Source organism: Streptomyces sp. Inha503 (assembly GCF_047215865.1).
Taxonomy (GTDB): domain Bacteria; phylum Actinomycetota; class Actinomycetes; order Streptomycetales; family Streptomycetaceae; genus Streptomyces; species Streptomyces lycopersici.
Genome location: NZ_CP178360.1, coordinates 2,944,384 through 2,963,671, shown reverse-complemented (window position 1 = coordinate 2,963,671; position 19,288 = coordinate 2,944,384). Strand labels below are relative to the sequence as shown.

Annotated in this window: 17 protein-coding genes and 7 pseudogenes; 11 read left to right on the top strand and 13 right to left on the bottom strand. The window is 66.3% G+C overall.

Going from position 1 to position 19,288, the window contains the following annotated elements; all coding sequences use genetic code 11:
* The first annotated feature begins 25 nt into the window (after nucleotides 1–25).
* The 4 genes from ACJX2R_RS11810 to ACJX2R_RS11795 are packed head-to-tail and all read left to right on the top strand — an operon-like array spanning nucleotide 26 to nucleotide 5,088.
* The gene (locus ACJX2R_RS11810) at nucleotides 26–1,882 is read left to right on the top strand and encodes an AMP-binding protein (protein ID WP_413100047.1); all 1,857 of its coding nucleotides are present in this window, start codon (nucleotides 26–28) and stop codon (nucleotides 1,880–1,882) included.
* Entirely contained in the window at nucleotides 1,879–3,399 is a 1,521-nt protein-coding gene (locus tag ACJX2R_RS11805; RefSeq protein ID WP_413100046.1) for a bifunctional 3-(3-hydroxy-phenyl)propionate/3-hydroxycinnamic acid hydroxylase, read from the top strand. The genes ACJX2R_RS11810 and ACJX2R_RS11805 overlap by 4 nt, the downstream gene beginning before the upstream one ends.
* A complete protein-coding gene (locus ACJX2R_RS11800; RefSeq protein ID WP_413100045.1) occupies nucleotides 3,396–4,403 on the top strand; it encodes an amidohydrolase family protein in 1,008 nt (335 codons plus the stop codon). Before ACJX2R_RS11805 ends, ACJX2R_RS11800 begins: the two co-directional genes overlap by 4 nt.
* Before the next feature lie 31 nt (nucleotides 4,404–4,434).
* Complete coding sequence (locus ACJX2R_RS11795) at nucleotides 4,435–5,088, top strand: TetR/AcrR family transcriptional regulator (RefSeq protein WP_413100044.1); 654 nt, start codon at nucleotides 4,435–4,437, stop codon at nucleotides 5,086–5,088.
* Between the two features lie 93 nt (nucleotides 5,089–5,181).
* Here the strand turns inward: ACJX2R_RS11795 and ACJX2R_RS11790 are convergent, their stop codons facing one another.
* From ACJX2R_RS11790 to ACJX2R_RS11780, 3 genes and pseudogenes are all read right to left on the bottom strand, one after another.
* On the bottom strand, nucleotides 5,182–6,021 hold the full coding sequence (locus ACJX2R_RS11790) for an MBL fold metallo-hydrolase (RefSeq protein ID WP_413100043.1): 840 nt from the start codon (nucleotides 6,019–6,021) through the stop codon (nucleotides 5,182–5,184).
* 38 nt (nucleotides 6,022–6,059) lie between these two features.
* Nucleotides 6,060–7,103 carry an MBL fold metallo-hydrolase gene (locus tag ACJX2R_RS11785; RefSeq protein WP_413100042.1) on the bottom strand — a complete coding sequence of 348 codons (1,044 nt, stop codon included), beginning with the start codon at nucleotides 7,101–7,103 and terminating at the stop codon, nucleotides 6,060–6,062.
* A 181-nt stretch (nucleotides 7,104–7,284) separates the two neighbouring features.
* A pseudogene (locus tag ACJX2R_RS11780) lies at nucleotides 7,285–7,987 on the bottom strand (alpha/beta hydrolase).
* Nucleotides 7,988–8,297: 310 nt separating this feature from the next.
* Between ACJX2R_RS11780 and ACJX2R_RS11775 the strand changes: the two are divergent.
* A pseudogene (locus ACJX2R_RS11775) lies at nucleotides 8,298–8,342 on the top strand (hypothetical protein); the annotation flags it as partial.
* A 302-nt stretch (nucleotides 8,343–8,644) separates the two neighbouring features.
* Here ACJX2R_RS11775 and ACJX2R_RS11770 read toward each other — a convergent pair.
* The 4 genes and pseudogenes from ACJX2R_RS11770 to ACJX2R_RS11755 all read right to left on the bottom strand — a co-directional run bounded on the left by ACJX2R_RS11770 (nucleotide 8,645) and on the right by ACJX2R_RS11755 (nucleotide 10,497).
* Nucleotides 8,645–8,827, bottom strand: coding sequence for a hypothetical protein (locus tag ACJX2R_RS11770; RefSeq protein WP_413106186.1), 183 nt, complete (start codon nucleotides 8,825–8,827; stop codon nucleotides 8,645–8,647).
* Nucleotides 8,752–8,925, bottom strand: a complete 174-nt coding sequence (locus ACJX2R_RS11765) for a winged helix-turn-helix domain-containing protein (protein WP_413105829.1) — start codon at nucleotides 8,923–8,925, stop codon at nucleotides 8,752–8,754. The genes ACJX2R_RS11770 and ACJX2R_RS11765 overlap by 76 nt, the downstream gene beginning before the upstream one ends.
* Before the next feature lie 94 nt (nucleotides 8,926–9,019).
* Nucleotides 9,020–9,085 (bottom strand): annotated as a pseudogene (locus ACJX2R_RS11760) (hypothetical protein); the annotation flags it as partial.
* A gap of 200 nt (nucleotides 9,086–9,285) precedes the next feature.
* A complete protein-coding gene (locus ACJX2R_RS11755) occupies nucleotides 9,286–10,497 on the bottom strand; it encodes an IS110 family transposase (RefSeq protein WP_413100041.1) in 1,212 nt (403 codons plus the stop codon).
* Nucleotides 10,498–10,715: 218 nt separating this feature from the next.
* Between ACJX2R_RS11755 and ACJX2R_RS11750 the strand changes: the two are divergent.
* From ACJX2R_RS11750 to ACJX2R_RS11740, 3 genes and pseudogenes are all read left to right on the top strand, one after another.
* Nucleotides 10,716–11,024 (top strand): annotated as a pseudogene (locus ACJX2R_RS11750) (transposase); the annotation flags it as partial.
* Between the two features lie 466 nt (nucleotides 11,025–11,490).
* Complete coding sequence (locus ACJX2R_RS11745; protein ID WP_413100040.1) at nucleotides 11,491–11,898, top strand: PaaI family thioesterase; 408 nt, start codon at nucleotides 11,491–11,493, stop codon at nucleotides 11,896–11,898.
* 28 nt (nucleotides 11,899–11,926) lie between these two features.
* On the top strand, nucleotides 11,927–12,571 hold the full coding sequence (locus ACJX2R_RS11740) for a TetR/AcrR family transcriptional regulator (RefSeq protein ID WP_413100039.1): 645 nt from the start codon (nucleotides 11,927–11,929) through the stop codon (nucleotides 12,569–12,571).
* 49 nt (nucleotides 12,572–12,620) lie between these two features.
* Here the strand turns inward: ACJX2R_RS11740 and ACJX2R_RS11735 are convergent, their stop codons facing one another.
* Nucleotides 12,621–12,965: a transposase gene (locus ACJX2R_RS11735; protein ID WP_413100038.1), complete on the bottom strand. Its 345-nt coding sequence runs from the start codon at nucleotides 12,963–12,965 to the stop codon at nucleotides 12,621–12,623.
* A 279-nt stretch (nucleotides 12,966–13,244) separates the two neighbouring features.
* Here ACJX2R_RS11735 and ACJX2R_RS11730 point away from each other — a divergent pair, with 279 nt between their 5' ends.
* Nucleotides 13,245–14,351 carry an integrase core domain-containing protein gene (locus ACJX2R_RS11730; protein WP_413100037.1) on the top strand — a complete coding sequence of 369 codons (1,107 nt, stop codon included), beginning with the start codon at nucleotides 13,245–13,247 and terminating at the stop codon, nucleotides 14,349–14,351.
* 29 nt (nucleotides 14,352–14,380) lie between these two features.
* On the opposite strand, the pseudogene ACJX2R_RS11725 reads toward ACJX2R_RS11730, so the two are convergent.
* Both ACJX2R_RS11725 and ACJX2R_RS11720 read right to left on the bottom strand, forming a co-directional pair.
* Nucleotides 14,381–14,875, bottom strand: a pseudogene (locus tag ACJX2R_RS11725) (helix-turn-helix domain-containing protein); the annotation flags it as partial.
* A 43-nt stretch (nucleotides 14,876–14,918) separates the two neighbouring features.
* Entirely contained in the window at nucleotides 14,919–15,158 is a 240-nt protein-coding gene (locus tag ACJX2R_RS11720) for a hypothetical protein (protein ID WP_413106185.1), read from the bottom strand.
* A gap of 5 nt (nucleotides 15,159–15,163) precedes the next feature.
* On the opposite strand from ACJX2R_RS11720, the pseudogene ACJX2R_RS11715 reads away from it, so the two are divergent.
* Nucleotides 15,164–15,532 (top strand): annotated as a pseudogene (locus ACJX2R_RS11715) (hypothetical protein); the annotation flags it as partial.
* A 453-nt stretch (nucleotides 15,533–15,985) separates the two neighbouring features.
* Here the strand turns inward: ACJX2R_RS11715 and ACJX2R_RS11710 are convergent.
* From ACJX2R_RS11710 to ACJX2R_RS11700, 3 genes and pseudogenes are all read right to left on the bottom strand, one after another.
* Nucleotides 15,986–16,594, bottom strand: a complete 609-nt coding sequence (locus ACJX2R_RS11710; protein ID WP_413100036.1) for a hypothetical protein — start codon at nucleotides 16,592–16,594, stop codon at nucleotides 15,986–15,988.
* Nucleotides 16,595–16,989: 395 nt separating this feature from the next.
* Nucleotides 16,990–18,076 (bottom strand): annotated as a pseudogene (locus ACJX2R_RS11705) (integrase core domain-containing protein).
* A gap of 556 nt (nucleotides 18,077–18,632) precedes the next feature.
* Nucleotides 18,633–19,073 carry a hypothetical protein gene (locus ACJX2R_RS11700; RefSeq protein ID WP_413106184.1) on the bottom strand — a complete coding sequence of 147 codons (441 nt, stop codon included), beginning with the start codon at nucleotides 19,071–19,073 and terminating at the stop codon, nucleotides 18,633–18,635.
* Between ACJX2R_RS11700 and ACJX2R_RS11695 the strand changes: the two genes are divergently transcribed.
* A complete protein-coding gene (locus ACJX2R_RS11695; RefSeq protein WP_413105828.1) occupies nucleotides 18,963–19,250 on the top strand; it encodes a transposase in 288 nt (95 codons plus the stop codon). The two genes, ACJX2R_RS11700 and ACJX2R_RS11695, sit on opposite strands and share 111 nt — an antisense overlap.
* Nucleotides 19,251–19,288 lie beyond the last annotated feature (38 nt).

Below are 19,288 nucleotides of genomic sequence, written 5' to 3'. Positions count from 1 at the left end.
CGTGGACCTGCCGCCCTTGACTGGTATGGCAGATCTGCAAGCCATCGAGCGGATACCGCTCGCTGAGCGCGACCTCGCCCTCACCACATATGACCTGTTGGTGCGGGCCGCAAAGAGGTGGCCGGGGCAGACCAGCTCACTGTGGATCCCTGATGCGGCCGCGATCAAGGACCACGTTGCGGTGACCTTCGGCGCGCTACTCGACCGAGTGCACGCGATCGGCCATGCCCTCCACGGTCTGGGAGTCGGGCGGCAGGATGCCGTCACGCTGATGGCTCCGAACTGCAGCGATCTCCTCGCCGCGACCCTTGCAGCCGAAGCCGTGGGGATTGCAGCACCCGTCAATTCCGCTCTCGATGTGCATCATCTCGCCCACATTGTCCGCCTCACCGGCTCCCGAACGCTCGTCACGGCCGGCCCCGAGCTCGACGAGGCGCTGTGGAAGCGGATGCTCGAGGGCGCCGCTGATCTCGGGATCGATGTCCTAGTCGCGCTGTCGCCGGATGGCGATGAGCCGAAAGCCGAACTGGAGACGCGAGCCGGACTGCGTGCCATACGGCTCGAAGATCTGGTGGGCGCCGTCCGGGACACTCCCGCCGACTTGCCGACCGCGCCTCCGGAGCCCGACGACCTCGCGGCCTTCTTCCATACGGGTGGCACCACTGGTACCCCGAAGGTGGCTGCCCACACTCACCGCAACCAGGCCGTGATGGCGTGGACCATCGCGCTCGCCGGTGCCTCCCGCAGGGGCCAGAGTATCGTCGCCGGCCTGCCGCTCTTCCACGTCAACGCGCTCCTCGTGACCGCCCTCGCGCCGATGATCAGTGGCGCCCGGTCGATCTGGCCGGGCCCGCGGGGCTACCGCGACCCGCAGCTGTACGCCGCTTTCTGGCAACTTGTTGAACACTACCGGCCGCGCGCCATGTCGGCGGTCCCCACCGTCTACGCATTCCTCTCGGCGACGCCGGTTGACGCCGACATCAGCTCTCTGGAGGTCCCAGTCGTCGGTGCCGCTCCGCTGCCCGACGCAGTACGGCACACGTTCGCCGAGGTGACGGGGCTTGAACTTCTGGAAGGTTATGGGCTCACTGAGGCCACTTGCGCATCCTCGGTGACCCTGCCCGGCGATGCATGCCACGGATCCGTCGGACAGCGGCTGCCCTATCAGACCGTGGCAGCCGCCGAGGTCGACGCGGTGATTGGCCGGGTGCGGCCGCTTCCCGAGGGCGAGACCGGTGAGCTGGTGATCAGCGGTCCGACTGTCTTCGCCGGATACCTGCGACGCGACGAAGGCCGCCGAGAGGTGTCTGATGAGGGCATCGTCATCGACGGCTGGCTGCGCACCGGCGATCTGGGCTTCGTACGCAACGAACGGGTTCATCTGCGTGGTCGGCAGAAGGACCTGATCATCCGCGGTGGCCACAACATCGACCCCGCGGTCATCGAGGACGCCCTGCTGGCCCATCCCGGGGTGGCCGCAGTCGGCGCCGTCGGTCGGCCCGACCGCAAGTCCGGGGAAGTGCCGGTTGCGTTCGTCTCGCTCGCCAGTGGCGAGGTCACTGTGGAGGAGCTGACGAAGTGGGTGGACCAGCACATCAGCGAACCGGCGGCGCGCCCCAAAGTGATCACCGTGCTCGACTCGATCCCGCTCACTGAAATCGGGAAGCCGTTCAAGCCCGCGCTGCGGGAGGCGGCAGCGGCCCAGCAGTTCCGTGACGAGCTCGTAGCGCAGGGCATCGAGGGCGTCGAGGTGGGCATCGGTCACGAGGCAGGACGGTTGGTCGTGCGTCTGACTGGCGGCGGTGAGGTCAGCCGGGCTGTCGCGGCCCTGTACGGCTACGACGTCGACCTCCGTGCCGGGGCCGGAGAGGAGGGCCAATGACATCGACCGACCCTTGTCCGCCCTCCGGGCCATGGGACGTGATCGTGGTCGGCGGCGGTCCTGCGGGTGTGTCAGTGGCGACCCTGCTGGGTCAGCACGGCCTGCGCATTGCGGTGATCGAACGCCATCACGAGGTCTACCCGCTCCCGCGGGCCGTCCACCTCGATGACGAGGTCTACCGGATCTTGTACCAACTGGGCATCGGGGAGGAGTTTGCCGCCCATACCCGGCCCGCTTCGGGCCTGCGCCTCGTCGACGGGTGCCACCGCGAGCTGGCCACCTTCACTCGCGAGCTGATGACGGCTTCAGGAGTCCCGCAGGCCAACATGTTTGATCAGCCTGAACTCGAGCGCTTGCTGCGCGACAACCTCAAACGTCGTCCCGAGGTGACGCTTCTCGGTGGGCACGAACTGCTGCATCTGGACACCACCGACGCCGCGTCCGTGACCGCCCACCTGCGTCAGCCGGACGGCTCGCTCGTAGATCTGCGGGCGCCGTACGTGATCGCCTGCGATGGCGCCAACAGCACGGTTCGCAGCCAACTGGGTATCGGCAGCGTTGACCTGGGGTTTGAGCAGCGCTGGCTGGTCGTCGATATCCGCTGCGGACTCGAGTTTGACGCCTGGGAAGGTGTGCACCAGGTGTGTGACGCCCATCGGGCAGGTACCTACATGCGCATCCGCGACGACCGCTATCGCTGGGAGTTCCAACTCCTCGAAGGCGAGAGCGCGACTGACTACGCGAACATCCCGGCCCTGCGCCAGCTGATCGGGCCCTGGGTCCGCAACGTACCCGACGACCGGTTGATTTTGCTCAAGTGTGCGGAGTACACCTTTCGGGCTCGGGTCGCCCAACGGTGGCGCGATGGTCGAGTCTTTCTCGCCGGTGATGCGGCACATGTCACACCGCCATTCATCGGGCAGGGCCTGTGTGCAGGTCTGCGCGATGCGCAGAACCTCGCGTGGAAGCTGGCCTCGGTGATGCATGGGCGCGATGATCCGGAGTTCTTGGATTCCTACGAGGCGGAACGTCGGCCGCACGCCACGACGATGATCAAAAGGGCCAAGGTCATGGGGCAATTGATGACAGGTGGCGGGCGGATAGCCACACTCGCACGCCGCCGTCTGGTGCCTACGCTTGCCCGCTCCCGGGCGGTGCAGCGGCTCCTTCTCGATAGCCGCACTCCAGCGCTGAAAGCCGGCCCTCGCGTCCTACGGCGCACTCCTGGCACCGTGCGCGGTGCACTCCTCCCTCTTGTGGGTTTGCCCGGCCCGGACGGCGACCTCGTGCTGGTCGACCAGGTGTTGGGTGACAGGGCCACCGTTGTCGCGCTTCCCGGCGTCGACCTCGCGGCAGTCCCCGACGCCCTTCCCGCTGCGTGGTTGACCGTCAATCCGCAGGGCAGCGAGGGCGAGCGGTACCTGGCACGGTGGCTGCGAGACGCCCGTGTCGGGTGGGTCCGAGTTGATCCCGACCGCGTGATCGCGGCCGCCGGGCCGGCGGGGGTGGCGCAGTGAGCGAACGGATCATCGACATCCACAGCCACTTCCTGCCGCCCTGGTATGCGGAGCTTGCCAGAACCGCTGGTCACGCGGTTCCTGACGGAATGCCGGGCTGGCCGGCATGGAACGCCGATGATCACCTCGGGTTTATGGACGAGCGATGCATCGCACGGTCGCTGCTGTCGCTTTCCAGCCCCGGCGTCGCGCTCGGTGGAAGTGTCGATCCTGAACACCTTGCGAGACGAGTCAATGAGGCCGGTGCGGCGGTGGTGGCGGACCACCCGGCGCGCTTCGGGCTGCTCGCCTCCCTGCCCTTGCCGGATGTTGACGCCGCACTCGCCGAGCTCGAGCGCTCTGTCGATCATCTCGGTGCCGAAGGAGTCATCCTCTCCACACACGCGCTGGGCACCTATGTCGCTGACGGCTCGCACGATGTGTTGTGGCAGGAACTGGCGAACCGGGAGTGCGTGGTACTCCTCCACCCGACCTCGCCAGTCGGCTGGGAGGCCAACGCGATGGACCAGCCTCGACCGATGGCGGAGTTCCTCTTCGACACGGCCAGGGTGGTCTTGGCTCTCGCGATGCGCGGCGTGCTCGGCCGTCATCGCCGCCTTCGCCTCGTCGTGCCCCACTCCGGCAGCCTGGTGCCGATGCTCGTCGACCGGGCCGCGCTGTTCCAGCTCGGGCAGCGACTGGCTCTGTCGCCTGACGACCCGGCTCACGGCGAACCCGGAGTGACTGACGTCCTCGGCGATCTTTGGTGGGACCTCTCCGGCACACCAACCGCCACCCACCTCAATGCAATCACCGACCGGTGGGGCGCCGAGCAGGTCGTCTACGGCAGCGACTACTGCTTCACCCCGCCTGTCGCGGTCGATCTCCAGCTTGGCCTCCTTGACGACTCCTGGTCGACCAGCTCGACCGGTCTCTCACTCCCCACGTGGCGAGAGAAGACGACGGCCAACGCTGCCCGGCTACTCCGCGGCGCGTCGCGGAGTAGCCGGAAGCCCTATGCCTGAGATGACCGACGCTCGGGCTACGATCCGCACCATGCCTGAAAAGTCACCCTCACGCGGAGAGCGACGGAAGCTGCGCACGCGCGCAGCCCTGATCGAAGCAGCACAGGAGATCTACTCACAGCGCGGTGACTTTGACGTAAGCATCCAGCAGATCACAGAAGCGGCCGATGTCGGTTTCGGGTCGTTCTACAACCACTTCTCATCGAAGGCCGAGCTACTCGAAGCGGCGATCGCCGAAGCGCTCGAGACACACGCGGCATGGTTGGAGGGGCTGCTTGCAGACGTCGACGATCCGGCCGTGGTCTTCGCGACATCGATGCGTCTCACCGGTCGCCTGATCCGCACGCATCCCCGGATGGCCCGGGTGATGATGAACATGAACAGCAGAGGCGCCCTGCTCGAAGCGTCGTACGGCCATGCGGCGCACGCCCGTCGCGACATTGAGGCGGCTATCGACGCAGGTCGCTTCGCCGCCGAAGATGTCCGCGTCGCGCTCGCCTGCGCGACAGGATGCCTGCTCGCCGTAGTGCACCTGTGCGAGACCGACCCCAAAGCCTCGGTCGATGACATGACCGACCAGACCGTCCTCAATGTCTTGCGGATGTTCGGCATGGAGGACGCCGAAGCGCACCGGATCGTGACGCTGCCCCTACCCGTCGATGAACCGCCGACGGTATCGATCTGAGGTCCAAGACGCCCCAGCCCCTGGGGCACCACATGAAGATCTTCGTGACACGACGGTGCGCCCCCTGTAGAGCGTGGGGGGCGCACCGTCGTGTCACGAAGAAGCTGGTTCTTGGCCGAACTCGATCGTTGCGAGATCCTGCCCGACGGTGACCTGACCGTCGTAACCGCCGCGGCGAAGGTCGGCGGTGAACTCCTGTTCCTCCCCAGGCGTGTTGGGCGCGGGGATCAGGTGTGTGAGCACCACATGCGGCACACCCACCCGCTGCGCCATCGCGCCCAGGGCGACGGTATCGGCGTGATAGCTGAAGATCGTCTCGAATCTGGTGCCCCGCACCGCCTCCGCGAGAGCAGTGCTCCGGCATGCCTCGTGCACAAGGACATCGGCTCCTGCCGACAGCTCGGCGACCTCGTCGCAGACGCGGGTGTCGCCGGAGACGACGACTGAGCCGTCCGGGGTGGTGATGCGGTACCCCACGGCCTCCTCGACCGGCTCGTGTCGCACACGCACGGCTTCGATCTCCACCCGTCCGCAGGCACTGCGCCACACCACTGCCGGCTTATCCGGGACGTCGAACCAGTGCGCCTCGACTTGCGGCCCGCCTTCCTGGACATGCTGTGCGCGGACTTCGATGTCGTACTCGTAGGTGTCGAGGAGGCGCTGCAAGAAGGTCTCTGCCCGTCCGGCCGGGGCCACGAGTGGTAGACCGCCCGTGTGGTACAGGTGATCCTGCACCCATCGGGTGAGCACCAGGTCGGCGAGGCCGGTCACGTGGTCGCTGTGCAGGTGGGTGAGTAGGACGACGGTCAAAGCATGAGGAGCGACGCCGGCTTGCCCCAGTCGCATGAGCGTCGAGCGGCCTGCGTCGACCTGGACGTGAATGTCGTCGTAGGTGATGAGCACACCAGCGCCGGCGCGCTCCGGGCTCGGCATCGGAACACCTGTCCCCGTAAGGGTGACTCGCGTCGTCACTAGTGAATCTCCTCTCGATTGCCCACACTCAGACGCATGCCTTCCTCCGCGACGACCACACGGCCCGCAAAGGTCGTAGCCGCCATGTCCCAAGGAGGCGCGGCGGGGTCGCATCGGCCAAGGTGTGTCAGCACCAAGGTGCCCGCCCCGGCCGCCTGGGCGACCTGGCCGGCCTCGATGGGACTGGTGTGCGCTGCGCGCAGGTGGTCCAGCTTGGCCTGCTGTGCCGGCGTGCGGGGCTCAGGTAGAAACTGCTCGATGAAATCGACGTCGTTGGCCTCGTGGACCAGCACGTCAGTGTCGCGAGCCAGCCGCACAAGGTTCTCTGACACGCAGGTGTCGCCCGAGAAGGTCACCGAGCCGGCGGCGGTATCGAAGCGGAAGGCCAGTGCCGGAAAGACCGGGCGGTGGTCGACGAGCGTCGCACTCACTCTGACGTCGTCGTCCTCATAGACAGCGAACGGCTCGATGATCGGCGCGGGATTCACGTCGGGGTCTCCGACAGCGGCGATCACCGAGGCGGGAAGACGTACGTCGCTTGCCCGTAGTACCGAGTCGGGGTGCGGTTTCCCGCTGTCGCGCACGTTGTCGTTCAGATCTGCGGCGAACGCCGCCTGCAGCATCCGCACCATGTCGACCGTCCCCGGCAACGGTCGCTCAGGATGAACCAGGGGAACGTTGTGCCCCGCGACTGAGCCGTGCGTAGGCGGTGGCGTACCCCGTGACCCTGGGCCCATGACGAGGATCGGCTCCTCCCGGGGCTCAAGGCCGTAGGTGAGGAGTTCTGCGAGACCGATTGTGTGGTCGGAGTGCAGGTGGGTGAGGAACACGGCCCGCAAGTTGCGCAGCGGTGTGAGGCCGAAGCCGGTACCCAGACCGTACTGGTGGTAGCGCTGGCCCCAGCCGTAGCCGACGTCTACTACGTAATGGTGCTCGCCCACGCATAGCACTGTGCTGGTCCCACTGCGCCCTGGGTCCGGCCAGATCCGACCGGCGGCTGTACCGAGTGTGACCAGTTGCAACTGAGAGGACTGGTGAGTCACGGATCGCACCCTTCGTCGGGCGCGGGAAGGCTAAATGGAGTCGGCTGCATAAGGATCCTCTGCTCGATGCGCCCGCTCGCGAAGTGGCGGGTAACCCCAGACTGTCTCGCCATATCTGATAATGCAAGCAAGTCTGATGAGTTCATCATTAATGGCTGGGGTCGAGTGGTCGAGGCAGGGCCTATCGGGAAGGAGTAGTTGGTGTGAGTGCGACATGGAGTCGAGCGGGCCGCGGAGTGACATGTTCATCGACGGGCACGCCGGACGCCCGCAGGTGTTGTAGCAAGACGTGGGCGTCGTCGTGCAGTGAGTCGCAGCCGGCGCTGACCAGCACAGTCGGCCGCAGGACAGCGAGCGCATCGGAGAGCACTGGGGCGAAGCGTGGATCATGCCGCTGCGCCGGGTCCACGAGGTAGGTGTCGATGCACCGGTCGACCGCCTGGGTGGTCAGTCCGTATCCCCCGGCGAAATCGGTACGTGATGGCAGTGTGGGGTCACCCGAGACGACGAGGTAGACGAGCAGTTGAGCGAGGGGGCGAGTCGGCGAGCGCCGGCGCGGCCCCTGTTGCCGGGTTGGCTCCGGCGCTGGTACCCGCGACCGCGACCCGGGTCGGAAGGCTCAGCAGTGCCGGTCCGTTCTCGTGCACCCAGCGGACGGCCTCCACCGCGTCGTCGTACACGCGGGGAAAGCGGTGCTCGGGAGCGAGCCGGTACTGCACCGACAACACCGAGCGCTCCGTAATCGTGCAGAGGGTGCGGGCCTGCGCATCGTGTGAGTCCAGGTCCCCCTTGACGAAGCCGCCCTCGTGGAAGCAGACGACGGCGTAGTCGTCGAGGTTGCCGCGGTAGCGGCGGATGGGTAGAGACCTGCCTTCGAGCGGCATGATGTGATCGTGTACGCGAGGATCCGGGAGGGGGCAGGCGGTCACCGGGACGCGCAGCGAGCGGAGGTTCGGCTTGGGTTCGCGCTGATCGAGGACTCGAGCGATCTGCGGATCCAGTTCATACGTATGGCAGTCGATCCCTTGATCAGACGCGTCGCTGGCGAGCCCGCCGGACTACGGCGGGCCAACCGGGCCATCGCCGAAGTGATCACCGCCGAGACCGGCGGTGACATGAGCCGTTTCCCCTCCGCCGCACCTCGCTTCCTGGGCGGGGGTCTGCCCCGGCCACCACGAGTCCGCCGGCCGCACCAAGAACACCAAGGTCCGCCCCGGCAACCCCTACCTCAAAGGCGCCCTCGGCCTCGCCGCCTTCGGCGCGGCCAGGACCAAGGACACCTACCCGCACGCCCGCTACAAACGGCTGACCGCCCGCCGCGGACCGCTCAGGGCCCTACCAAGACCTCGGCGGCACCTACTTCGCCCGGCGCGACCCCGAACGCGCCACCCGCCGCGCGGTCACCGCGCTCAACCAACTCGGCTACACCGCCACCCTCAACCCACTGGAAGGCGCGGCCTGACCGACCCGAAGCCAGGAAACCCGGCGACCGCCACGGCCACCGGGAACCCAGCCCTGCCCACACCCGCCCTGAACTGCTGCTATTTACGCGTCAGAGCGGCGAAGGAGAAGGGGCGCTGGGAGCGTCCCCGCATCCGAATGACGGGTGTGTGTTCGCGCCTGGCCCAGGTATGGGCGGTGGGCGGCGTCATCGAGAAGCCGACTTCGTCCTCGAAGCACAGCCAGGCCCCGAGCGCCGCCACGGTGTTTCCACCTGGGGCCATGTCTCCTTCACCCACCCGGTGACGGCTTCCTCGTCGCGCTCGGTCGCGCGGCGGGCGGGGACCTGGTGGGTGAAGCCGTGCCTCGAACAGCGCCTCACTCAGCTCGGGGATCGACGCCGGCCCCTTCGACTCCAGGGCTGGGGTCCCACCGTGCTCCCATGCCCGGTGCCACCCCTGCACCGACCGCACGCTGACGCGTAACTGCTTGGCGATGGCGGCGTTGTCGTGTCCCAGGGCGAATAACTCGGCCGCCTGCATCCGGATGTGCTCGCGAAACACCCGTCGCTCCGTGGTCAGCCCGCCCCCCTGTGGATACCTCATGCAACCGGACTTCTTCGAATCCCACTGCTTGTCAGCCCCCGCGACATCACGCCAGCAAGGTCAGTAGCACCGGTGAGCCCGGTAAGGATTCCCAATAGAGCTGTCAAGCGCAGGAGGGTGACTCATGGTGAGCGGGGTCAGCCGAGCGGGGCAGGGCTCGGCGGTGCGGTGATTTCGAAGGTCCGGTTGTCGCGTATGAGGGCCCACAGGACGTTCAGACGGCGGCGTGCGAGAGCAATGATCGCCTGCCTGTGGCCTTTGCCTTCAGCTCTCTTGCGTTCATAGAACGCCCTCGAGACGGGGCAGCACCTGGCGGCGACCATGGCGGACATGTAGAAGACTCGCAGTAGGCGTCGGCAGTAGCGCCGTGGACGGCGCATGTTGCCGCTGATGCGCCCTGAGTCCTTGGGGACTGGGGCCAGTCCTGCGACGCCGGCGAGGCGGTCGGAAGTGCCGAAGACACTCATGTCGCCGCCGGTGTGAGCGATGAACTCGGCTCCCAGGACAGGGCCGAGGCCGGGCATGCTCAGAATGACCTCGGCGCGCGGGTGGTCGCGAAACCGGTGCTCGATCAGAAGATCGGTCTCGGCGATCTCCTCGTCGAGTGCGATCACTTGCCTTGCCAGCTTGGCCACCACGGCGGCGGCAGGCTTCTCCCCGGGGACGGCGGCGTGCTGAGCCTCGGCGGCCTCGATCGCGATGACCGCGATGAGTTCGGAGTTGCGGACCTTGCGATTCCTTAGCCAGGTCGCAAGGCGGTTCTTCCCGAGCCGACGCAAGGCAGCTGGCATCTGGTAGCCCGTCAGGAGCACGAGAGACGCCTTGGACGTCTTGTAGTCAAAGGCACGTTCCAGGGCTGGGAAGTACTCCAGCATCCGGGCCCGCATCCTGTTGATCGCTCGGGTCCGGTCCGCGGCCAGATCCAGCCGACGCGAGGTGAGAATCCGCAGGTCGACGGCAATGTCGTCACCTCGATGCATCAGCTGAAGGTCGCGGCGCATGCGCGCCTGGTCAGCAATGACGAAGGCGTCCTTCGCGTCCGTCTTCCCCTCGCCCCGGTAGGAGCCGGAGGCGTGATGGAGGGTGCGGCCGGGGATGTAGAGGACGGGCTGCCCGTTGTCATTCAGCAGCGCGATCATCAGCGCGGCGCCACCGGCGTTGAGATCGATCGCCCAGGTCACAGACTCACCTTCGCTGAGAGCAAGGACATCGGCGATCAGTTTGAGCAATGCGGTCTCATCGTTGGCCACCCTCCGCGACAGCTTCCGCTTGCCGTCGGCGTCGATCACCACACAGTGATGTTCGGCCTTCCCCGCGTCCGTACCGGCCCAGAGTTCGGGCACTGCCACCTCCGAAGTCGTTCCTCTTCCAGCAGACGACCTCGCCAGCGTGTCCTTACCAAGCGATCTTGCCGCGCGCATCCCAATGAGTGGCCGAGTCGTCGCGGGATGCCAGGCGGCCAATCGTTTGAAGCCACTCATGGGGCTGGAGACACGTAGCCACACCCGCTATCCCTGGGCCTCCCGATCCTACGAGTGACCGGAATCAACCCACCAACAACGTAAGGAGACACGACCCGGACCGCGGCCGGCACTTCAAGCCCGAGCGCCTGCACGCGGATAAAGCCTATGACCAGCCCGACCTGCGGAAATGGTTACGCGGCAAGCGCATCGGAGTCCGTATCGCCCGCGAGGGCATCGAGTCCAGCGAACGGCTGGGCCGTCGCAGGTGGGTGATCGAGAGAGCGATGTCGTGGCTGTCCGGCTACCGCCGGCTCAGCCCCCGCTACGAGCGCCATCCCCGCAACTACCTGGCCTTTCTCGGACTTGCCGCAGCCATCTGCTGCTACAAACGACTCGTTCGCCTCACCACGTAGGACACGGTCTAAATCCCGGCAAGCCCTTACGGCCCACCAGGACACCTTCCCTTGGATCTGCAAGATCCATTGTCAGAGTGTCCACGCCATGGGGGTCGCCTCAGCGCAGGCCGATCCCGCCCGCATGGGCTCGTCCGCGGGACTGCTGCGCACGTTCATGTACATCGGCGCACTGTTCGCGGCGGCGGCGAGCGCCGGATTCTTCCGCGAACGGCGCCACCAGTTCCGGACTGCACGCCATGGTCTGGCTGCTCATCGTTGTGGCCGTTGTGTTCCTCGTCCTGTGCGCAGCCGACCGGTCACTGGGCCGCGTCGGCACAACACCCGGCGATACGGCATCCGCTCTCCGCGAGCGGACTTCCCGGCAGCCGTGGCATATCAGGCGGCCGACCGGACGCAAGTCCCCGGTTGACGGGCTGAGTTAACGTCGATAACTTATCATTTCTTACTCAGATGGGAGCAGCCCGTGCCCACACTCCGAGCCGAAGACGTCTACGCGCTCGCGCCGTACGCCAAGACCCTCGGAGTCGTGTTCGACGAGATGACGGCAGCCGGCGTTCGAGCCACATTGGCGCACGATCTCTCGCTCTCCACGGTGGGTGGTGGCCTCCATGGAGGAGCGTTGATGGGACTGGCCGACGTGAGCGGTGCCGTGTGCGCCGCCCTCAACGGTCCGGTCGGCGCCGCACCGGCCACCGTGGAGTCGACCACGCATTTCCTTCGGCCGGCACACACGGACGTCGTCGCGACAGCTCGCCCCCTGCGTGTGGGTCGCAACACCGTCATCGAGGTCGACGTGCACGACACCGAGGGCGAACTGTGCGCCCGGGTGACCCAGGTGGTCACCGCCGTCAAACCGACCAAGACATCCTGATGTCGCCCTCTCCCGAAGGTCCCCTCCCGTGACCGGCTCCCGTGTTCGCGCGGCCAAGGGCCAGGGCGACCTGCTCCGCGAGCAGCTTCTCGACATCGCCGATCAGCTGCTCGCAGACGGTGGCGCCGACGCTCTGACGATTCGCGCGGTGACGACAAGGGCGGGAGTCACCCCGCCGGCCTTCTACCTCCACTTCGCCTCGAAGAGGGAACTCGTCCACGCCACGTGCCTGCGGGTGTGGAGTTCACTGTTCATCGAGTTGGAGGCCGTGTCCCGGGGGGTCCCGGATCCGGTGACGGCGCTTTACGAAACCTGCGTCGCCTACATCGCATTCGGGCTTCGCCATCCCTCCCAGTACCGACTGGTGATGGACAGCGAGGCCACCGAGGCCAGTCGCCAGAACGAGGACGCGTGTTTCCGCTATTTCCGGGACAAGGTCACAGCCTGTGCCGATGCCGGCGTACCGGTGGAGAGCACCACCGAAACCGCCAGACTTCTGTGCTCAGCCGTACACGGCGCAGTCAGTCTCCTGATTCATCAGGAACATGACGCATGGCCTCCGGACACCGCCCGCTATGCCACCCGGGCGGCGTCCTCAGCCGTGCACGGCGCTCTTCTCACCGCATCTCATGCGTCCCGGCCCTCGATGTCCACCGTGACCCGGTCAGGCTGAACCAGGTTCGAAGACGGACTCTGGTTTCGAGTGACCTGCAGCGCCCAACTCAGCGGAGCAGCACCGTACTTCGCCGCGTGCACATCACCCGAGCGGGCATGTCCCTCCAAGCGTTCCAGCCGGGACAGGCAACCGCATGCCTCGCCGAGCATCGCGCTGGGTGGTCGCCGGTGAGGTTGGCCAGTTCGCGTGTTTTGATCGCCGACCACAGCAGTTCCACCGGGTTCAACTCAGGTGCATAGGCGGGCAGCCGTTCCAGCGTCAACCAGTTCTGTCCGGCTACCCGGGCTCGCATGTCCCGGCTCCAGTGCGCGGACAGCCCGTCCCGCACCAGCACTACCGGCTCACCCGCATAGAACGCTTTGACCTGCCGCAGTACATTGATCAACGTCATGGTGTCGTAGTTGCCCGGCTTGAGGTGGAAACACAGCCACGGGGCGCGTACGTCCGGCGCACCTGGGGCAGCAGCGACACACCCGACTCGTCGAAGAACACTAGGGAGCCGGGCAGCGCCGACGTCCCAGGGGTGCTCTGCGCCGGGCCGCCACACCGTCAGCCGCCCGGCGCGAAGAAGCTGGCGGCGTGCGACATCCGCCTGAAGGGTGTCTTTATTGCTGTACGGTCGTTGACCTGGGGCTTTGTGATCGTCCACGTATGGGCATGATCAGTGATCGTGGGTCTGCGGCTGCTCTACCTGATCTTCTGCCGGCTACTGGGCTGCCTCCTCTTGCTGGGCCGTTCGACCGCCGCGAACAACGCTGAGATCCTCGCGCTTCGCCATGAGGTCGCTTTGCTTCGCCGACAAGTAGTGCGGCCGCCGCGGCTCTCATGGGCTGATCGTGCCGTGCTCTCCGCTCTCGCCCGGCACCTGCCACCTGTCTTACGCCGCCATAGGCTGGTCACCCCAGGGACGCTGCTGGCCTGGCACCGCCGTCTGGTGCGCTGGAAGTGGCGTCAGACGGCGGTCGGACCCGGTCGGCCACCGCTGGCAGAAGAGATTGCGGCGCTCATCCAGCGCCTGGCGCGAGAGAACCCGACCTGGGGATACGTCAGGATCCAAGGTGAGCTGCGACGGCTCGGTCATCGGGTTGCCGCCGCCACGATCCGGCGCGTCCTGCGCCGCTCCGGCCTACCGCCCGCACCGCAGCGCGCGTCCCACCAGACCTGGCGTACCTTCCTCCGAGCCCAGGCCCACACGCTTCTGGCCTGCGATTTCATGCACGTGGACACCGTCTTCCTCAAACGCCTCTACGTCTTCTTCGTCATGGAGACTGCCACCCGGCGCGTTCACGTCCTGGGCGTCACCGCCCACCCGACCGGCACGTGGGTCACTCAACCCGCCCGCAATCTGCTCATGGACCTCGGCGACAGGGCCGGGTGCTTCCGGTTCCTCATCCGGGACCGGGACAGCAAATTTACCGCCGCGTTCGACGCCGTCTTCGCCGGCAACGGCACAGCCGTCATCCCGACTGCGCCGCGAAGTCCCCGGTCCAACGCGTTCGCCGAACGGTGGATACGTACAGCCCGCGCCGAATGCACCGACCGCCTCCTGATCACCGGTGAACGACACCTGCGTACCGTCCTCAACCTGTACGCCGAGCAGTACAACACGGGACGGGCCCATCGAAGCCTTGGCCTACGAGCACCCGATGACGACCTGAACGTCATCCCCCTGCCCGCTGCTGCGGTCAGGCGCCGCCAGGTACTTGGCGGACTACTCAACGAGTACCACACCACGTCACCCCCGCTGCCTCACCACACACAGGAAAGGCCCAGCTGAGCAGCCTAAATGGAATATTGATACCCTTCAGCCGGATCGACGCCTGCATCCTTCAGGATCTTCCAGACGGTCGACGCGGCCACCTTCACTCCCAGCACGAGCAGTTCGCCCTGCAGACGCCTGTAGCCCCAGTTCGGATTCTCTCTCGCCAGGCGCAGTACCAGAATCCGGATGGAGCGCACGGTACGAGGCCGACCGGCTCGCTTGGGCTGTGATAAGGCGGCATGCCGGCTTCTTGCGAGGTCGCGATGCCAGCGAAGTACCGTGTCAGGACGCACGAGCAGTCGCACACGCCGTAGGGCGGGCAATGGCAGCCGGTGCAGCAGCGCTGCCAGGAGCGCCCGATTGCTCGGAGTGAATCGTAGTCGGGCACCGGCGAGTTGGCGTTCGAGCACCGTGATCTGATGGCGGAGGGCCAGGATCTCCGCATCCTTGTCCCGGTCGCTGTCCCGGTCGCTCATCGGCAGCAGACGCAGCAGCGCGAACGCGTTGGTCACGGCCAGGTAGGCCAGTCGCAGCAGCACGGTCGATCATCATGACGTGTGAACACCGACTACGGGAGAGCGCCTACTCGATCGACGAGGCTGACGACCGCAGTCCCGACGCAGGCATCCGACCAGGGCGGATGGCATTCTCGGCAAACGCACCGCCACGGGCCGGGAACGCTGCCGCGAAGTCCGCGTCCTGGAACAGCACACCCAGCTCGTCGCGGACCCGCATCGCCAGACAGCCCTTGGGGAAAGCCGCACGAGCAACCCGAGCGGTCATCTCAGGGATCTCGGGAGCGGGGACAGGACGCAGCGACACCGCCGATCCTCCTCACTTCCCCGCGAACAGACCGATCCCCAACACCATCCCACCCCAAGAACCCGCAGGTCAGCCGATTCCCAAGAATCGAGCGACAGAGTCCCACAGGCATCGGCCACGGCCGCTCGGAGATCCGCCGGATCAAGGTTGCCACCGTCAACAGCCTCCTCTTCCCCGGAGCCTGCCAGGCCGTCCAGATCAAGCGCCGGCGCACCGACCGCAAGACCGTCAAGACCACCGTCAAGACGGTCTACGCCGTCACCAGCCTGACCGCCGAGCAGACCACCCCAGCCCAGATCACCCAACTCGTCCGCGACCACTGGCAGATCGAGGTCCTGCACCACATCCGCGACACCACCTTCGCCGAGGACGCCTCCCAGCTGCGGACCGGCAACGCGCCCCGCGCGATGGCCACCTGGCGCAACCTCGCCATCGGAGCCCTCCGCACGGCCGGAGTGAAGAACATCGCGGTCGGCCTCCGCCACAATGCCCGCGACCCTCGGCGCCCCTCGCGCTACTCGGCCTCGGATGATCACGAACCAGACGTCACGGCACTACGCCGAAGCCCTGCCCCTCATGCTCCTCGGCCTCGCCTGAGCACGAAGTGGACGTCACTCGACTACGGCGAAGCCCTGAGGGCTGTCGCAGAATAACTTCAGGCTTTGATTTTGGTCAGGCGGTCTGTCTCGCGAGGTCATCGAGTGGAACGGCGCTTCGTCGTTCGTGAGTTATTTTCCGACGGCTCCCTGGGCCGCTCAGGGGTCGACCGGGTCCGGCGCATGCGTTCTCGGCGTTCTCTCAGGCCGAGAACGAGAGGTAACGCCGCCTCAGATGGTCGGGGTGTCGTCAACAATCGGCCTGTGAATCTCAATGACCGGCTTCCACCCCGCGGAGAACTCGATGAAGTCTGCACGGGTGGGGTAGGTGTCGAACGCGCGACGGTCACGTTTGGGGCTGTCGGTCCCCTTGCGCCCCCGGGGAATCTGCTCCTCGAAGATGTCGACCTTCACGTCGGGAACCTCCTTGAGGCCCTGGCGCCAGATCTGTACGGTGTCGGCGCCGAAGGCCTGCCGGGCCGCAGCGTAAAGGGCCGTGAGGGCTCCCTTGTCCCCACCAGGGACGAAAAGTGCCAGGTCCAGCACGACACCGGCGGACTGGAGGACCTCGATGGTCGCCGAGCCGTTCTCGTCAGCCAAGTAGATTCCGGCTTCATTTTCGTCGTCGGGAAGGCAGGAGACCTCTTCCTGGAATACGGTTCTCGCAGTGATCGAGCCGCCCTCGAAATCCTCACCGGACTTGGTCAGAAAAGCAGGGACATAGCAGTCGGGAAGCTTGAGTTCTGCCGTGTCGGCGGAAATGAAGAGCCTGTCCTTCACGCCGAGCTTCGTCACCTCTTCCAGCGAGAGGCGGCGAGCGGTGATCTTCTCCGTGTTCACGATTTCCCTTTCAGGTTGCACTGTCCCTCCGAGCAAGGACGCTACCACGAAACCCGAGGTCAACTGCCCAGTACTCTTTGGGTAAATGGCCTCCGATGACCTGCGCGGGAGGATGCCGAAGCGAGTGCCACTCGGTCGGCAACACGCATCCGCCAGGTAGTGTCCCTCGTCATGCTGTTGGGGATCAACTGGCGGTTGCATTTCGGTACGTTGGGTGGCGCGGAGGAACTAAAAGAGAGTTTACGACAGATGTCACCCATATCACCCGCGGGCAGGTGGCGAGGTAAGGCGATCCATTCGTCGTGCATCTCGAAGAGCGCAGCGGAAACCAACCGGATGGTCCGACAGCGCAACAACGGAGACCCTGTGGGTGCCGGAAAGTATGTCCACGCTGGTCAGGTGGCATGTCGGTACTCGTGGATGGTTCCGCGGAGTCGGTCGCGTCGGTGTACGTCCAGTTGGACGATCCGGTCCGGATCGTTGATCGGCGTGGGCCGTGATCCCAGAGGTGAGCCCTGGCCGAGGGCGCGGTGCGGGCGATGGTTGTTGTAAGGAGTCTCGAACTCGCGTAGCGCGTTGATGAGATGGCGCTGGTACCAGATCAGCGTCCGGTCGAGGAGTTCGCGTCGGCAGGTCGCTACCCAGCGTTCCATCACCGCGTTCATCCGCGGCGTCAATACGCCGGTGAGCACCGTCTGGATCCCGGCGTCGGCGAGGATAGCGTCGAACACCTGCGGGTACTTCCCGTCCCGATCGCGGATCAGGAACCGTGCCCGGCACCTGGCGTCCTCCAGGTCCATGACCAGATTGCGCGCCGCCTGGGCAACCCATACCGCAGTCGGGTGCGTGGCCGCGCCCAGGGCCCGAATGCGACGGTTGGCGTGCTCGATCACCGTCAGCACATATAGTCTCGCGCCGGTGAGTGTGACGGTCTCGAAGAAGTCGCACGCCAGCAGGGCGTCGGCCTGTGAGCGCAAGAAAGCGGCCCATGTCGTGTCCGTGCGCTGCGGCGCCGGGTCGATTTCTGCGGCGCGCAGGATCTCCCAGACCGTCGAGGCTGCGACCTGGATCCCGAGCACTGTGAGCTCGCCGTGTATCCGGCGATATCCCCAGGTCGGGTTCTCCTTCGCCAGCGCCGGATCACGAGCAGCCGGATGGACCGGACCGTTCGCGGCCGACCCGTGCGATTCGGTCGTGACCGCACGGCGTGCCTGGCACAGCAGGTCGCGGTGCCAGCGAAGCACGGTGTCCGGCGTCACCAGCAGTCGAAGCCGACGGAGGCGCTGCCTTGGGAAGGCGATGGAGCAAGGCAGCGAGGAAAGTACGGTCCTCGAGCGCGAACCGGGGGCGGGCTCCGCCGAGCTGCTCCTCCAGCACGGCGAGTTGGTGCCGCGGCGCCAGGATCTCCACGTCCTTGTCCCGGTCGCTCAGCGGAAGCAGCCGTAGTGCGGCGAAGGCGTTCGTTACCGTCAGATAGGCCAGGCCCGACGTGCTGGAACACCGCCCACCCGCCGTCGGCAAGACAACGTGATCCGTTCTTTCACCTGCGCAGATGGACTTTTCGGCACCCGCAGGGTCGCTCCCTTTTGCTGGGCCGCTCGACCGCCGCGAACAACGCCGAGATCCTTGTGCTTCGGCATGAGGTCGCTGTGCTTCGTCGGCAGGTAGAGCGGCCGCGGCTTTCATGGGCTGATCGTGCCGTGCTCTCCGCTCTCGCCCGGCACCTGCCATCTGTCGTACGTCGCCATCGACTGGTCACTCCGGGGACGCTGCTGGCCTGGCACCGCCGTCTGGTGCGCTGGAAGTGGAGCCAAACCCCCACCGGACCCGGTCGTCCACCATTGCCGGAAGAGACAGTCGCGCTCATCCAGCGCCTGGCGAGAGAGAACCGACCTGGGGATACGTCAGGATCCAAGGTGAGCTTCGACGGCCTGGCCATCGGGTCGCGCCGCCACGATCCGGCGCGTTCTGCGCCGCTCCGGCCCTGCCACCCGCACCGCAGCGAGCATCTCAGCAGACCTGGTGTTGCTTCCTCCGTTCACAGGCCGACACGCTGCTCACCTGAGACTTCATGCACGTAGAGACCGTCTTCCTCAGACGTCTCTATGTCTTCTTCGTCATGGAGATCGCTACCCGGTGCGTCCATGTCCTGGGTGTCACAGCCCACCCGACCGGTGCTTGGGTCGCCCAACTCGCCCGCAACCTGCGCATGGATCTCGAGGAGAGGGCTGGGTGCTTCCGGTTCCTCATCCGGGACCGGGACGGCAAGCTCACCGCCGCGTTCGACGCCGTCTTCGCGGGCAACGGCACAGCCGTCATACCGACTCCGCCGCAGAGCCCGCGGTCCAACGCGTTCGCCGAACGATGGATACGCACAGCCCGCGCAGAATGCACCGATCGCCTCCTCACCACCGGCGAACGACTCCTCCGTGCGGTCCTCACCACGTACGCCAAGCACTACAACGCGGGACGAGCTCACCGCGGCCTCGGCCTACGAGCACCTGACGGTGCCCCAAACGTCATCCCCCTGCCTTCTGCCACCGTCAGGCGCCGCCAAGTACTTGGCGGACTGATCAACGAGTACCACACCACGTCACCCCGTCTGCCTCACCATCCACAGGAAAGGCCCAGCTCAGCTGCCTTATCGGAATATTGACACCCTTCAGTTCGTCCGCTCCCTGAGGCGTCCGCACC

What these genes read in the sequence shown, in the direction of transcription:
- ACJX2R_RS11810 (WP_413100047.1), top strand. Translation starts at nt 26, where the DNA reads ATGGCAGATCTGCAAGCCATCGAGCGGATACCGCTCGCTGAGCGCGAC.
- ACJX2R_RS11735 (WP_413100038.1), bottom strand. Translation starts at nt 12,965, where the DNA reads ATGACGTTGATCAATGTACTGCGGCAGGTCAAAGCGTTCTATGCGGGT.
- ACJX2R_RS11805 (WP_413100046.1), top strand. Translation starts at nt 1,879, where the DNA reads ATGACATCGACCGACCCTTGTCCGCCCTCCGGGCCATGGGACGTGATC.
- ACJX2R_RS11770 (WP_413106186.1), bottom strand. Translation starts at nt 8,827, where the DNA reads ATGGCCCCAGGTGGAAACACCGTGGCGGCGCTCGGGGCCTGGCTGTGC.
- ACJX2R_RS11795 (WP_413100044.1), top strand. Translation starts at nt 4,435, where the DNA reads ATGCCTGAAAAGTCACCCTCACGCGGAGAGCGACGGAAGCTGCGCACG.
- ACJX2R_RS11790 (WP_413100043.1), bottom strand. Translation starts at nt 6,021, where the DNA reads ATGCCGAGCCCGGAGCGCGCCGGCGCTGGTGTGCTCATCACCTACGAC.